This is a genomic window from Candidatus Koribacter versatilis Ellin345 (genome assembly GCF_000014005.1).
Lineage (GTDB): Bacteria > Acidobacteriota > Terriglobia > Terriglobales > Acidobacteriaceae > Korobacter > Korobacter versatilis_A.
The window spans coordinates 3744703-3758242 of sequence record NC_008009.1 but is presented as its reverse complement, the minus strand read 5'-3'; the positions used below and the strand labels follow the sequence as shown (position 1 = coordinate 3758242).

14 protein-coding genes are annotated in these 13540 nt (G+C 60.9%); 13 read left to right on the top strand and 1 reads right to left on the bottom strand.

Going from position 1 to position 13540, the window contains the following annotated elements:
• Positions 1-273: 273 nt before the first annotated feature.
• A complete protein-coding gene (locus ACID345_RS16320; RefSeq protein WP_041855790.1) occupies positions 274-696 on the bottom strand; it encodes a hypothetical protein in 423 nt (140 codons plus the stop codon).
• Between the two features lie 52 nt (positions 697-748).
• On the opposite strand from ACID345_RS16320, the gene ACID345_RS16315 reads away from it, so the two are divergent.
• The 13 genes from ACID345_RS16315 to ACID345_RS16255 all read left to right on the top strand — a co-directional run bounded on the left by ACID345_RS16315 (position 749) and on the right by ACID345_RS16255 (position 13512).
• Entirely contained in the window at positions 749-3235 is a 2487-nt protein-coding gene (locus ACID345_RS16315; RefSeq protein ID WP_011523961.1) for a phage tail tape measure protein, read from the top strand.
• Positions 3232-5931, top strand: a complete 2700-nt coding sequence (locus tag ACID345_RS16310) for a hypothetical protein (RefSeq protein ID WP_011523960.1) — start codon at positions 3232-3234, stop codon at positions 5929-5931. The genes ACID345_RS16315 and ACID345_RS16310 overlap by 4 nt, the downstream gene beginning before the upstream one ends.
• A gap of 9 nt (positions 5932-5940) precedes the next feature.
• On the top strand, positions 5941-6609 hold the full coding sequence (locus ACID345_RS16305) for a hypothetical protein (protein ID WP_011523959.1): 669 nt from the start codon (positions 5941-5943) through the stop codon (positions 6607-6609).
• The gene (locus tag ACID345_RS16300) at positions 6609-7235 is read left to right on the top strand and encodes a hypothetical protein (protein WP_011523958.1); all 627 of its coding nucleotides are present in this window, start codon (positions 6609-6611) and stop codon (positions 7233-7235) included. Before ACID345_RS16305 ends, ACID345_RS16300 begins: the two co-directional genes overlap by 1 nt.
• Entirely contained in the window at positions 7232-7663 is a 432-nt protein-coding gene (locus ACID345_RS16295; RefSeq protein WP_011523957.1) for a DUF6950 family protein, read from the top strand. The genes ACID345_RS16300 and ACID345_RS16295 overlap by 4 nt, the downstream gene beginning before the upstream one ends.
• Positions 7664-10468, top strand: coding sequence for a hypothetical protein (locus ACID345_RS16290; protein ID WP_011523956.1), 2805 nt, complete (start codon positions 7664-7666; stop codon positions 10466-10468).
• The gene (locus ACID345_RS16285; protein WP_011523955.1) at positions 10465-10845 is read left to right on the top strand and encodes a hypothetical protein; all 381 of its coding nucleotides are present in this window, start codon (positions 10465-10467) and stop codon (positions 10843-10845) included. Before ACID345_RS16290 ends, ACID345_RS16285 begins: the two co-directional genes overlap by 4 nt.
• Positions 10846-10878: 33 nt before the next feature.
• A complete protein-coding gene (locus ACID345_RS16280) occupies positions 10879-11256 on the top strand; it encodes a hypothetical protein (RefSeq protein ID WP_011523954.1) in 378 nt (125 codons plus the stop codon).
• Between the two features lie 10 nt (positions 11257-11266).
• A complete protein-coding gene (locus ACID345_RS16275) occupies positions 11267-11704 on the top strand; it encodes a DUF5675 family protein (RefSeq protein ID WP_011523953.1) in 438 nt (145 codons plus the stop codon).
• Between the two features lie 4 nt (positions 11705-11708).
• Positions 11709-12134: a hypothetical protein gene (locus tag ACID345_RS16270; protein ID WP_011523952.1), complete on the top strand. Its 426-nt coding sequence runs from the start codon at positions 11709-11711 to the stop codon at positions 12132-12134.
• Entirely contained in the window at positions 12118-12711 is a 594-nt protein-coding gene (locus tag ACID345_RS16265; protein ID WP_011523951.1) for a hypothetical protein, read from the top strand. The genes ACID345_RS16270 and ACID345_RS16265 overlap by 17 nt, the downstream gene beginning before the upstream one ends.
• A gap of 10 nt (positions 12712-12721) precedes the next feature.
• A complete protein-coding gene (locus ACID345_RS16260; protein WP_011523950.1) occupies positions 12722-12982 on the top strand; it encodes a hypothetical protein in 261 nt (86 codons plus the stop codon).
• Positions 12983-13326: 344 nt separating this feature from the next.
• Entirely contained in the window at positions 13327-13512 is a 186-nt protein-coding gene (locus ACID345_RS16255; protein WP_041855787.1) for a hypothetical protein, read from the top strand.
• Positions 13513-13540 lie beyond the last annotated feature (28 nt).

Here is a 13540-nt window from a genome sequence, read left to right as displayed (position 1 = left end):
GAGGTCGATCATGACCCTCACTCCTTACCAGGTCTCGCTGATGACCGAAGGCGCGATCGAGACTCGGCGTTTCCATGGGGCCTTGGTCGCTCAAATATTGAATCACTTCGGGAGAGTACGTGAAACTCCGATTACCGGGGATGAGCTCATCGGATTTAAAAAACCGTCCGCGGCTTGGCGCAAGGCTTCGCAGATGAGTGAGGCGGACGCGGAGGCGCTGATAAATCGATTGCGGGAACGCAGTTCGAAGAAGAAGCGAGGGAAGCGATGACGTCAGCGGCCCATCAAACTGCGGACCTCGGCGCGCGCAGCTCCGAGCTCGTCGGCCTGACGCGAAGCCGCAGTCATTCTTCGGCCGACTGGGCTGCCAAGGGGAATGAGAGCGCGACTTCCGCAGGAGCTGCAACCGCTCCTGAGTGTAAACAAAACGAACAAGCCATAAGCGAGAAGTGGAATGGCGGCAATCGGCGTGACGGCGAGCGTGAAGAAGGCATTTTGCGTGGCTTCGTTAATGGCTTGGGAGCCAAGCGCGGCGCCGTTTTGCAACATCGTAGCGACTCCGCGATAGAGAAATGCCGCTGCGATCGCGGAGCTCATGGGGAGCGACAGCAGGGTCGCGACAACAATCAAATTGGCTCGGCTTCGCGTTACGCGGGGGCCCTCGTGCCCGCATCGCTCGCAGATGAACGTCGGCATGTCGTGCTCCTTTTGAGGTCAACGAGCTTACACCCCCTTCCGGAGCTGTGCAATGGATAACAACGTCAAGGTAATCATCCAGGGCGTAAACCAGGCTGGCGCTGCGATCGCGGATGTAAAGGAAGGGCTGGCGTCGATTGAGGACGCGACCTTGGGAGTTGGAGAAGCTTTTGGCGCGATGCAGATCGCGGAATGGGCGAAAGAATTTGGTGATTTTGTTGCCGAGACCGCCGATTCGGTAGCCGCGCTAGGTCGCCTCTCGCAGCAGAGTGGTACCGCGGCTTCGGAATTTATGGCACTGAAAGGCGCGGCCGAGCAGAGCGATATTCCCACCGAGACGCTTGCAATCTCGCTGAAGAAGTTATCAACGAACATGGCGGAAGCCGGTGCAGGGAACGCAAAGGCATTACAGCTCTTTAAGGACCTTGGCGTCAGTGCGACCGATGCCAGTGGGAAGCTCCGCCCGGTGACCGACGTCCTTCTCGATATCTCTGAGCGTTTCAAGGATTATGCGGACGGTGCGGGGAAATCGGCTCTTGCTGTGCAGGCATTTGGTCGCGGCGGCGATGCGATGATCTCCTTTTTGGATAAGGGCAAACAGGCGATTTCGGAGGCCGCGGCCGAAGCGACGAAGTTCGGGGACGTTCTTGGCGGTGACGCTCTAGATGCTGTGATTCGGTTTCACGATGAGACCGTAAAGCTGCAAATGGAGGCCGAGGGTTTCAAAGTTCAATTCGTCGCTGCGCTCACTCAGGAGCTCGGGCCTCTCGCTGACGCTTTCAAATATGCCACTGGCAACACGGATTCCTTCTCTGCGTCGTTCGGTAAGTTCCTTGGGCATGAGGGTGGAGCGTTTTTCAAAGATACGATCCGCGATGTGGCCGGATACGGTCTCGCCATCGCCGAAGCAAGCCTTGAAATTTCGAAGATTACGGCCGAGTTTTTTGGAGCCGAAGCGGCCGCACAACAATTCGATCAAGGCCTCGCGGCGCTCAAAACAGAAACGTCCGATTTTTTCAAACTCCTCGATGCGGCGCCGAAGGGTTTGCTATCGGGCTTTCTTGGAGGCCTCGGTTCGGATGTCGATGCCGCAATAGCAAACCTGGATAAGGCTTTCCCCACAAAAAAGCCAAGTCTTACGGTTACTGCGCCGGATAACACCGAAAAGCTGCTCAAAGCCCAGCAGGAATTGCGCAAGGCGTATGCCGCGCAGGATGTTGCGATCGCGCAGGGCGAAGCCAAGGACCAACTCGCGGCGCTCGAGCTCGAACGCGAGCAGGGGCTCGTCACGCTCGGCGATTACTACAAGCAGCGTTACGACATCACGATCGGCGCCGTCGATAACGAGATCTATGCGCTCTCGCAGGAACTGGCCGCGCAGCAGAAGGTTGTGGACGCCGCGAAGAAGGGCTCGCCCGAGCAGGTCCAGGCCGAAGCGCAGCTGGTGCAGATCCAGAACCAGGTCATCGCCAAGATGAACGAGCGCGGCGCGCTGGTCAGCTCGCAGGCGACGTCGCAGATCAAGGCCGAACGCGACTTCGGTTACCAGGTGCTGGCCATCCAGGCGCAGATTGACGAGGCGAAGGACCACTCCGCGGAAGTTGCGATCGCGGCGATCAACAAAGAGTACGACGAAAAACGGCGCATCCTGCAGGCGGCCGGCAAAGACACTACCGAGCTCGACCAGGCTAAGCAGATGGCGATCGCCGCGGCGAAGGCCGAGAACCTCGCCAAGCAGATTGACACCGTGTATGCCGACCTCGAAGAGAAAGTCGCGGCTGTAAACGAGGCGATTTCAAACGGCACAATCAACCAGATCGACGGGCAGACGAAGGTCCAGGAGCTCAACGGGCGCGCCGCCGGTCAGCTCACCGGACTGATCCAGCAATACCAGGCGCTCGCTGAAGCATCCGGCAATCCCGCGCTGATTACGAACGCCGATAAGTTCCAGAAGAAGCTCGACGATCTCGGTAAGCACGCCTCGCTGATGGGCGACCTGGCGCGACAGGCCTTCGAGCGCGGCTTCGAGAGCTTCCTCAGCGACGTCGAGAACGGCAAGTGGATCAACGCCCTCGAGGACTTCGGCAAGGCTTTCCTCGACGTGATGAACCAGATCCTGGCCAAGATGCTGGCCGTGTACGTGATGCAGAAGGTGCTCGGCTGGATCGGCGGCGCCGTGGGTGGAGTTGCTTCCACGCCGGGCGGCAGTCCCACCGGCGGTGGCGATGTTGGCTCGCTGGGGGACGTGGGCATTACGCCGTTCTTCGCCTCGGGTGGCCACATGGATGCCGGCGACATGGGTGTAGTCGGCGACCAGGGCCCGGAGCTGTGGGTGCCCGACGTCGGCGGCCATGTCGTGCCGATGTCCGGCATGAGTGACAGTTCCGCGCTCACGGTGCACAACCACATTGCTGTAGACGCACGCGGCGCGCAGGTCGGTTTTGCGGAGCAGCTTGCCATCCAGCTCCGCGCCACGGAAGAGAAAGCAGTAAAGCGGGCGGTATTTGAGACCGAGGAGCGGAGGAGACGCAGAGCATGAGACCGATCGGCGGAAGATTCGTGCAGACGTTTGCAGTGGTGGTGGCGCTGGCCGCGCTGGGCTTCGGCCAGGCAGGCCGCAAGGACGATATCGCGATGAGGAGCTCGAACGGTTTCCTCACTCCGATCCCCGGCGCGCTTGTGCGCCCTTGCTCCACGTCGGCCACTGGCACGCCGTGCTCGCCCACGGTGACCGTCTACAGCGACTCCGCGTATGCCTCGGCGATCAGCGTGAATGGCGCAGGGCAATTCTCGGCCGATGGCCAAGGCAACTACCACTTCTACGCCAAGAGCTGCGTCAAGCTGCAGATCACCGATCCCTCGACCGGCCAGACGTACGAGCAGGCCGACGTTTGCCCGGCCGGCCCGAGCGTGAGCGCGCAAATGTGGCTTGCTTCTACCGGAGGGGTAGGAAACTCGATGTTCCCTTGGACGGGCGCCGACGCGCAGTGCAGCGCGACGGTGAATAAGCGCTACGTCTTCGGCCCCGGTCACTACCTGCTCACGGGTTGCAATCTCGGCAGCAGTTTCACAATCGAGGGCATCGCGCCGGGCGGCGATGGCGTCGCCGGCACGGGCGCGGTCCTCCATTACACCAGCGGCGGCAGTGCGCCGATCTCGATTAACCCGGCAAGCGTGTCGGCCACCACCAACAAGTTCGTGATCCGCGACGTCGCGATCGACGGTACCGGTTCGAGCAACGGGATCTCCGGCACGTTTGCCTATGCTAGCGGCGGCAGCGCTACTGGTACTGGCAACTGCCTGGCGACGTCCTCGAACGGCGGCGGGAGCGGCGGAAAGGCTACGGTCGCCGTATCGAGTGGCACCGTCAGCGGCAACCTCGTGATCGTGGCCTTGGGCGCGAGCTACACAGCGGCGCCCACCTCGTGGACGCTTAGCCTGCCAGCGTCAGGCGCGGCCTCGAGCTGCAGCGGGACAATTACCACCACGGGAGGAGCGATCTCCGGTGCGGACGGCGTCCTGATAGGCAACAGCAGTGGATCGGTGAAGTCGGCAAGCGGCGTTTTCGACAACGTGCTCATCACGGGCTTTTCGACCGGCGCGGGAGTGCACTGCGTCGCTTGCGAGATTGTTCAGTTCCGGTCGGTATGGTCGAAGGGTAATAAGTACGGCGTGTGGCTCGATGGCGTTGGAACGAGCCAAATCAATACGAACAACGATTTTTATTCGCTGCGAGCGAACCTGAACCAGATCGGCGTCTATATGACGCAAGCGCAGGACACGAACTTCTGGGGTGGCGATATTGAGTACAACACGAAGGAAGGTGTAAAGGCCGTCGCCGATTCCAGCAGCAGCGTTTCCCGCCTGGCGCTTAAAGGCCTGCGTTTTGAGGGAAACAACAGCGCGCAGTCACCCGTCACCTGGACTCTGAGTTCTCTGTCCTGTGCGACGAACGTGCTCACCGGGGTAACGTCTTCTACCCACACCATGGCCGTGGGAGACTCTATCTATCTATCGGGCTCATCCGGTTCACCTTCGGACTATAACCAGGTGGGAACGGTCGCAACCGTGGCGGACAACACGCATTTCACTATGAGTGTTGGTTGCTCGCCGGGGAGTGCGAGCGCCGCAGGATCGGTGAATACCGCCTGGGCTCAGGCTTCCTTTGATGGTTCTTCGCTTATACAAAACCTCACCATTGATGGCGTCAGGTTCTTCAACACCACCTCGGGTAATTTCGACGAATGGATTGGCGCCGTTGGCGGAGGTTTCATCGGCCCCAGTGTGCAGCGCAACGTTAGTCACTCGGCGACTGCAAGCCGTGGCATCTTTCGCTCAACTTCGGCAGCGCGCATGTGGTTTCCGGATGAGCCGTCGTCGGGATGGGTAAGGCCGAGTCTAGCGACCAATGTTTGTTTTGCCAGCTATGACAATACAAACGTCGTTTACACGTATGAATGCGGGGTTACGGTAAACGGCATTCTGACCGGTGCCGGCGCCTTCCATCTCGTGTCAGGTTCCTACTATGTGAACTTCAACCTCGCGAGCCTGACAGCAAATCGCAACTTCTACATGCCAGATGTGGATTCCACGGCCGTGGTGCCGAAGACCGCAACAACGCATCAGTATGTCACGGCGCTTTCATCTACGGGCGTTTTGAGCCAGGCTCAACCAGCCTTCAGTGATATTAGCGGGACGGCTACCACGTCGCAGATTGGTACCGGCAGTCCGACCTCCGGTTACTACGTGGATGGTGGAACGGGCGCGTGGACCTCGCTTCCAAGTGGGCAGACGAATGTGCTTTATCAGGCTGGCGCGCTCGCTGAGATCATCGGCAACGCCGGCGATCAGACGGTCTACACCGCCGCGTTGGGTGTGATCCCGGCAGGGAAGTGCGTGCAAGCGGAAGTTTATCTCTATCACTCAGTGTCTTCGTCCGGGTCGGTGAGCTACAAGTGGACGCTCGGAAGCACCACCTTTACCACGACGTCCACGAACTCCACCGCCAACACGCAAACCCGTTTTGCTCTTCGTTTTTGCAATAACAGCGGCGTGCAGAATGCGCAGTGGGTGATGGGAGATCAAGTGTTCGTCGGCGGCACGGCGATCGGCACGCCGATCACGAGCACGGCGGCGGAAGACTTGAGTACTTCCAAAAACCTGCTCTTCGTGTTCAACGCCGCCAGCACGGAAAAGATTATTCCGAAGGCAATTCTGGTGCGGTTAATTCAGTAGGAGCGTGCGATGCCTGTATTCGGGCCAACTGGAGTCGTCATACAGGGGTTGACCTCGGTCGCCTACCCGCTCGCAATGCCTGCGCTGCCGGGGCGTGCCTCGATCTCGATCAAGATGCACGATGTGGTCGGGGTCACGCGCTCGCCCTTCACCAGCTCGACGCAGAGCTTCGAGTGGCCGGGTGAATTTCTCCAGTTCTCCTGCAGCTTGATCCCTTGTTACAAAGAGACCGCGCGGGCGTGGATCGCGTTCCTTGCCGCCCTGCGCGGCCGCTCCGGAAGTTTTCTGTGCGGCGATAGCTCCATGAAATTCCCGCAGGGAGATCTCGCGGGCGCATCGCCTGAGGTAAATGGTTCGAATGCGGCCGGGAGCAAAGTGCTGGCGATCAAGAACCTGACGGCCGGCACTGCGAAGACGCTGAGGTCCGGTGACTGGCTGCAGGTGGGAAGTGGTTTGACGCAGCGGTTGTACTTGAACCTGATGGACGTGGACGCCGACGGATCCGGCGAAGCGACTCTGAATATTTATCCCAGATTGCGCGAAGCGCTCACTGATGGCACTGCGATCGTGACCAATGTGCCGCAAGGCGTCTTTCGTCTCAGTTCCAACGATCGCCAGGTGGACGTAGATAACGCGCTCATCCACGGGATCAAGTTCGACGCGGAGGAATATCTCTAATGTCGCGCGGACTGACCCCGACGATCGAAGCTGAATTCGCGAAGAAGAACCTCGTGCCGCTGCTCTTTGTGGAAGTGCAGTTCGTGAGCGGATGGGTGCGGCTGTGGAGCGGCATCGGCGCGATCGTGTGGAATGGTCAGACCTGGCTGGGCGTCGCTTTACCGAATGGCACAGTGCTGGGAAGCATCTCGCAACTGCAGGAGACCACGGACGGATCCGCGCAGGCCGCCGCGCTCTCGCTCTCCGGGATCCCGAGCACCGCGGTTCAGCAGGTACTCAACGAGTGCCGGCCGAACAATATCGCCAACATCTTTCTCGGTGCGGCCGACCAGGTGACCGGCGCGGTGCTCGCGGATCCGTATTGCGCCTGGTCGGGATATACGGACGTCCCGACGATCAGCGATAGCGGCGATACCTGCACCGTGACCATCAGCGTGGAGAGCCGGCTGGTGGACCTGCAGCGCGCGCGCGAGTGGCGCTACACCAATGAAGACCAGCAGCTCTTCGTGCCCGGCGATATCGGGTTTGAGTATGTGGGTGCGCTGCAGAGTCTGAGTATCACCTGGGGCAAGGGTGCCCCGGTGTTTCCGCCAGTGCCTCCGGGGCAGAGGGTGGCCAAACGATGAAGCGCCTGCAGGGTTGGCCCGAGGAGCTCGCGCGGTTTCTCCGCGAGCGCGCGGCCGTTCCATTCGCATGGGGGAAGAACGACTGCGCACTCTTTGCCTGCGATGCGGTCATGGCGATCACCGGCGTGGACATGGCCGCCGACTTCCGCGGCCGCTACAACACGAAGGCCGGCGCAACGAAAGCAATTCGTAGGTTCGCTGGCGGTGGACTCGACCAGCTCGCCGACAAGATTGCGGCGCAGCAGGCGCTGATGGAAGTGACGAAGCTCAACGCGCAACGCGGCGACGTAGTGCTCTTCGATACCGCGATCGGCGGCCCGACGCTCGGCATTGTCGGGCTGCATGGCCACATGGTGCACTCGGTTGGTCCGGATGGCGATGTTGTGTTGCCGCTACGCTGCTGTCGTCGCGCCTGGAGGATCAGCTAGATGCCTCCCGTCATCGGACTCATCATCGGGCTGGCGATTGTAGGCGCCGGCGCCGGCGCGGCGATCGCCGCTGGCACCATCGCGGCTACGTTGCTCGGCATCAGCGCGCTGACATTGATTCTGACCGGTGCCACGCTGATCGTGGGCGGCGTCGTGGGCATGTTGAACCGGCCGCCTTCGGTTTCGAGCCTGGTGAACGATGCCGCGAACCATGCCGTCTCGATCCGTCAACCTGCAGCGCCGAGGGTCATCATCCGCGGTCGTTCTCAGCTTGGCGGTATTGTCACGTTCATCTGCTCGAGCGGTTCCAACGCCGAATACCTGCACCTGGTGGTGACGTGGGCTGGGCATGAGTGCGATGCGATCGAGGAGTATTGGTTCGACAACTACAAGCTCACTCTCGATGGGTCGGGCAATGAAACCGGCAAGTATGCCGGCGTCGTCAAGGTCGAGACGAAGCTCGGCGCTCCGGGCGAGTCAGCCTTCGCCGGATTGATTGCCGATGCGCCCACGGCGTGGACCTCCGCGCACAAGCAGGAAGGCTGCTGCTCGACGCACTTTCGTTTGAAGTGGGACGCTAACAAGTTTCCGAACGGTGCACCTTCGGCGATCCGCGCCACCATCCGCGGCAAGAAAGTCTTCGACCCGCGCGATAGTTCGACAGCCTGGTCGCAGAACCTTGCGCTGCACATCCGCGATCACATGACCGATCGCAAGTATGGACTGCGAGCGCAGAGCTGGGAGCTGGATGACGCCAGCTTCATCGCCGCCGCCAATCTTTGCGACGAAGCGGTTGAGCTCGCGGCCGGTGGCAGCGAGGCGCGCTATACCTGCAACGGCTTCTACGACACCAGCAAGACCGTGGGCGATGTGCTCAGTGGGCTGCTCTCCTCGGGCTTCGGCAAAATGCCGTGGGTGGGCGGGCAGTGGAAGATCTTCCTCGGCGCGTGGCGCACTCCGACTGCGCCCACGCTTACCGATGACGACTTCCGCGGCCCGCTCACGCTGACCGGGCGTATCGGCCGCCGCGATTCGTTCAATGGGGTAAAGGGCGTGTTCCTCTATCCCGGCAATGCCTGGAGCTCGTCGGATTTCCCGCCTGTGGTGCGTGCCAGCTACGTGGCCGACGACAACGGCATCACCGGCACCACCGACAAAGGCAACTGGGCGTTGACGACGGTGTACGGCGCACTCGATGCCGCCATGCATATGGGTTATGCATACGTCTGCACGGCGCCCCACACTGCCGATGCCGACAAGGAACCTGGGCTTGGAGCGCATTGGGAGGATTACTGGCAGGACGCCGGCGAGATCTCCTGGAAGGACGTGGAGTATCCGTTTACCACTTCGCCGGCGACGTCGCAGCGCCTGGCGAAGATGGAGCTCGAGGCCGGACGCAGACCGATCACTCTGGCCGCGGCGTGCAAGCTCGGGCCCTATCTCAGCTCGCCGCCCGATGTCGTGCCGGTCACGCATGCCAACTTCGGATGGACCGATAAAACCTTCGAGCTGGCTTCGGCGATGCTGACCGTGGAAAGCGACATGGCGCTCGGTGTGAACTTCTCGATGCGCGAGACCGACGAAGACGTCTATGCCTGGAGTACGGCCGATGAGCAGCCCATGCTCGATGCGCCCACGCCAGTACTCAATGATCCCGACACGGTGCAGTCCGTGACCGACCTGACGATTGAGAGCGGGCCGGCCGATGCCGTGACTGCTCCCGATGGTGTGACTCGCGCGCGGATCCATGCCTTCTGGAATTCTCCGGCCGACCAGTTCGTGATCGAGGGCGGGAAGATCTTCGTCGAGTTCAAGAAGCACGCCGACTCTACGTGGATCGTGCAGCCCGAGTATGCCGGCGATGTGCAAGATGCCTGGATCGACGCCGTTGAGGGTGGAACCTATTACGACGTCCGGGTGCGGCCGCGGAACGTGTATGGAGTGTATGGCGCATATGCTGAGGCCGACAACCTGCAGGCCTCGACGACGATCAGCTCGATCGTCCAGGAGTCGCTCTCGCCCACTACGATCGGCAACAAGAATTCCACGATCGTTGGTGGTACCAACCCGCTCAGCGCCACCGATGCCGGCAGTTCAGCGACGATCGCGATCGCGGCCTTCGCGTTGCAATTCGGTTTCGGCCAGGTGAGCTTCAATTCCGGCTCGATCACTGGCCTCGCATATAGCACCGGCTACTACGTCTTCTTTGACGACAGCAGCGTGCCACCCGCTGGTGGCCCGCAAACCTACCAGGCCTCGACCGACTTTACCGACGTACTCGCCGGCCGACATCGTTATTACGTCGGCTGGATCAACACACCGGCGATGGGTGGCGGCGGCACGGGCGGTGGTGGTAATGGCGGCGGCTGCTGTTGTGTGGGCATGTTCCTCGAGGAAGGCCGGACCGTTGGCGATATCCGCAATGGTGAGTTCGCCGATTGCTTCAACGGCCGCGAGCTCGAGCGCCAATCGTTGGAGATGGGCTTCAGCTCGAAGCGGGTGCGGTGCGTCCGCCTCGAGTACGACAACGGCACAGTTTGGGAAGGCTCGGCCGACACACCCTTCCATTCCAAAGAAGGCATGGAAACCACCGCGGAGGGCATGGATGGCTGCTGGGGCCTGACAGTGCTCGATGAAGAGTGGCCGGTGCGGCGACGCCTGGAATGGTCGTATGTGCGTGTGCTCTTCCTCGGGCTCTGCGAGGTCCGCATGTTGTACTTCGGCCATCGCGAATTCGCCGCCGGCAAGGATCCGCACAAGCGCGCTATTTCGCACAACAGCATGATCGGGGGCAATCCGAAATGATCCAGAAGCATGTTCCGAAATTGAGTGATGCTGCCGCGGGGCGGCAGGCCTTCGAAATCGAGGGCGGCCACACCATCATCGTCGAGATCACCCGCAAGCAGGCGGATGCGAATCCCGACAACCTCATCCCCATGCCGCACCAGGCGTTGCGTGTGCGCGCGTTCCCGGTGAACGTCGATGGCTCGCCGATTCTCGACGCCAAGGGCAAGCCCGTGGAACTGCCGCACCGTATCGAGACGCTGATCGAGGCGGCGATCGCCGAGGGCACGGTGGACCTGAATTCGAAGATCGTGGAGTTCACGGTGGCTGCGCTCGAGCGCGCCCGGAACTACCTGATCGTGAAAGAAGCTTTCGACCGGATCCCGGTCGGAAAGTAAGTGCTGTACCACTTTGACGTTGGAGCTGGCCACATGACCAACCCCGCCGCTTTCCTGCTGCAGGCAGCCGGCCCGAATGGATGGCTGACCTTTGCTGTGATGTTGCTCTTCGGCCTCTCTGGACTTGTGGGCGGCTGGATCGCTACTTCGCGGAAGTCTGGGCGCCATGAAGGCTCGCTGGAGACCAAGGTCAGCGAGGGCTTCTCCAGCGTGAACACTTCGCTGGCGCAGATGCGTTCCGATCACAAGGAATGGCGAGATCGCCAGGAGAAGATCGACAGCGAGCAGTTTACGAGGATCAGGGATGCGGAAAGCCATATCACTGAGTTGAGGGAGCGTACGGCGCGGCTCGAGGGCATTCCGCGTGCTCAAGCTCGCGGCGCCAGTGCCGGCGGCTCAGGAGCGCATTGAAAGGGAACTCATGGAATTACTTGCTCGACGTTTATGGCCGTCACAATACGCGACGGTCGGTGTGCTCTATCTCGATGGCGAGATGGAGTGCTTCATCCTCGAGGACGTGGTGCGCGAAGTCAAAGGCGCGGCGGTGGAGACTTGGAAGATCCAGGACCAGACCGCGATCCCCGAGGGTCGCTATCGCGTTGTGATCGATCACTCGTCGCACTTCGGTTGCGACATGCCGCATGTGCTCGATGTGCCGGGTTTCGAGGGCATACGGATCCACTGGGGCAACAAGGCTGCCGATACCGATGGCTGCCTCCTGGTCGGCGATATCCGGCAAACGGACTGGGTGGGAGACAGCCGCAAAGCGTACTTGCGATTGTTTCCGAAGCTGCAGGAAGCGATCGCGCGCAATGAAGAGATCTGGCTCACGGTGCGAGTGCCGTTGCCGGGAGAGTGAAGCGATGGCGCGTTGCGAACAATGTGAAGGGAAAGAAGATCGTCCGTGTAGCTATCAGACCCGCACGCGCGAGTACTTCGGTGTCTTGATGCCGGCGTTGCGACACGTCGCCTACCGGTGCGGTTACGCACTGGCAATGCATGGAAGCCTGAAGACGGACATCGATCTGATCGCGTTCCCGTGGCGCGAGTCTGCGGCGTCCGCCGACCACTTGAAAGAGCAGATTCGCAAAGCCGCAGAGGCCATCGTTGGTATTGCGCGGATCCGCGTGGGAGAAGAGAAGCCCACAAAGAAGGCGTGCGGGCGTCTTGCTTATTCCTTCTATCTCGTGCCTGAAGGCTATGAGGGCCCTTATATCGATCTGTCGGTCATGCCGATCGGAGTGCATCCGCCAGATCATCCAGAGGTGAAAGATGCGAACCAAACTTGAGATCGCCGGCAGCGTTGTGCTGCTGGTGCTGTTGCTTTTGGTCGGATGGGAAGAACATCGCAAGGCCATGCAGATCGCCGTCGCAGAGACGAAAGCGCAGGCCGACCAGGACGCCGAGAAGAAGATCGCCTCGGCGCTCAAGCAGCTTGACGATCAGAAGCAGGCGCTCGATCGCCAGCAGCAAGCGCAGACGGCCGCCCTGGCGAAGATGACAGTGCCGCAGATCACCGTCAAACTCCCCGATGTGGTGCCGCAGGCCTCGGCGCCGGTGAAGGTGCTCGACGTGAACTCGGCGGCGGTGAAGAACGGGGAAGCGAAGGTCGGCGACGTAATCGTGCCTCAGGAAGATGTGCGGCCGGTGGCGGAGAAGCTGCTGGAAGGCCAGCAGTGCACGGCGCAGCTCGGGATCTGCAGCCAAAAGACGGACCTGATGGCCGACCAGCTCAAGGCAAAGAGCGATGAAGCTGCGCAATGGAAGCAGGCCGCGAAGGGCGGCAGCGTGCTCAAGCGCGTGGGCAAGGTAGCACTGGCGGTTGGCATCGGTGCGGCGATCGGCTACGGCGCCGCACACCATTAAAGGAGGCGATATGTTGAAGTTCGCGGCGTTCCTCGCCGGGTTTTACCAATCCGACCGGCCGGAATCGTTCTCGCGCGGCATCACCACGGTGGTGGTGTTCTTCGTGGTGGGCTGGAACACGTCTTATGTGCGCCACACCCACCAGCTCCCCGACGTCGCCACCATGGCCGGCCAGGTGCTCTTCATGACGGCGTTCTATGGAGCGGGAAAATACCTCGACCTGAAGAAAGCGCAGACGTCTGCAGGAGATCCTCCTCCGCCGCCGGCGTAAATCGTTTTTGGGGGAATCCATCCCCGACTGCATCGGAGGTGTGCCATGAGCAGACTATAGAACGGCCACATGCCACAGGAAATCGTCTAGAGCGGAGCTCTGCGAAGGGCTCCGACTTTGCATGATTGTCGCGCACTGGCGCTGGTGGCCTACTTGCGCATCGCCGCGCATCTGTGTACTATCCTCGGCACCTGCAACATCGAACCCCGCATCCCCCGCGTGGCGTTCACTGAGTTATCCCCATCTAAAAATCTGCTCGGGCCTTGGGCTATTGCTATAGAGCAATAAAGGTAAACTGTTTGAACGCGACAGCTCCCCCTAAATCGGACGCGCGTTGAGACGGGATGCCGAAGAAGAAATCGACCCCGAAAAAGAAGAGAACCGGCATTTTTATCTATTGCAGTGACGAATTCCGAAAGCGGCTCAACCGCGTCCGCAGCGCCACAGGGCGCACGATCTCCGGGTACATGATGCATGCTGCCCTGAAAGAGATCGAGGCAGACGAACGCCACCTTTCGAAGCGGAACTGACGGTCTCACTTTGGTAATTTGAACCGAA

Coding starts and splice junctions, on each gene's coding strand:
- ACID345_RS16295 (WP_011523957.1), top strand. CDS start 7,232: ATGAAGCGCCTGCAGGGTTGGCCCGAGGAGCTCGCGCGGTTTCTCCGC.
- ACID345_RS16285 (WP_011523955.1), top strand. CDS start 10,465: ATGATCCAGAAGCATGTTCCGAAATTGAGTGATGCTGCCGCGGGGCGG.
- ACID345_RS16265 (WP_011523951.1), top strand. CDS start 12,118: ATGCGAACCAAACTTGAGATCGCCGGCAGCGTTGTGCTGCTGGTGCTG.
- ACID345_RS16275 (WP_011523953.1), top strand. CDS start 11,267: ATGGAATTACTTGCTCGACGTTTATGGCCGTCACAATACGCGACGGTC.
- ACID345_RS16270 (WP_011523952.1), top strand. CDS start 11,709: ATGGCGCGTTGCGAACAATGTGAAGGGAAAGAAGATCGTCCGTGTAGC.
- ACID345_RS16255 (WP_041855787.1), top strand. CDS start 13,327: ATGCCGAAGAAGAAATCGACCCCGAAAAAGAAGAGAACCGGCATTTTT.
- ACID345_RS16280 (WP_011523954.1), top strand. CDS start 10,879: ATGACCAACCCCGCCGCTTTCCTGCTGCAGGCAGCCGGCCCGAATGGA.
- ACID345_RS16260 (WP_011523950.1), top strand. CDS start 12,722: ATGTTGAAGTTCGCGGCGTTCCTCGCCGGGTTTTACCAATCCGACCGG.
- ACID345_RS16315 (WP_011523961.1), top strand. CDS start 749: ATGGATAACAACGTCAAGGTAATCATCCAGGGCGTAAACCAGGCTGGC.
- ACID345_RS16310 (WP_011523960.1), top strand. CDS start 3,232: ATGAGACCGATCGGCGGAAGATTCGTGCAGACGTTTGCAGTGGTGGTG.
- ACID345_RS16290 (WP_011523956.1), top strand. CDS start 7,664: ATGCCTCCCGTCATCGGACTCATCATCGGGCTGGCGATTGTAGGCGCC.
- ACID345_RS16320 (WP_041855790.1), bottom strand. CDS start 696: ATGCCGACGTTCATCTGCGAGCGATGCGGGCACGAGGGCCCCCGCGTA.
- ACID345_RS16305 (WP_011523959.1), top strand. CDS start 5,941: ATGCCTGTATTCGGGCCAACTGGAGTCGTCATACAGGGGTTGACCTCG.
- ACID345_RS16300 (WP_011523958.1), top strand. CDS start 6,609: ATGTCGCGCGGACTGACCCCGACGATCGAAGCTGAATTCGCGAAGAAG.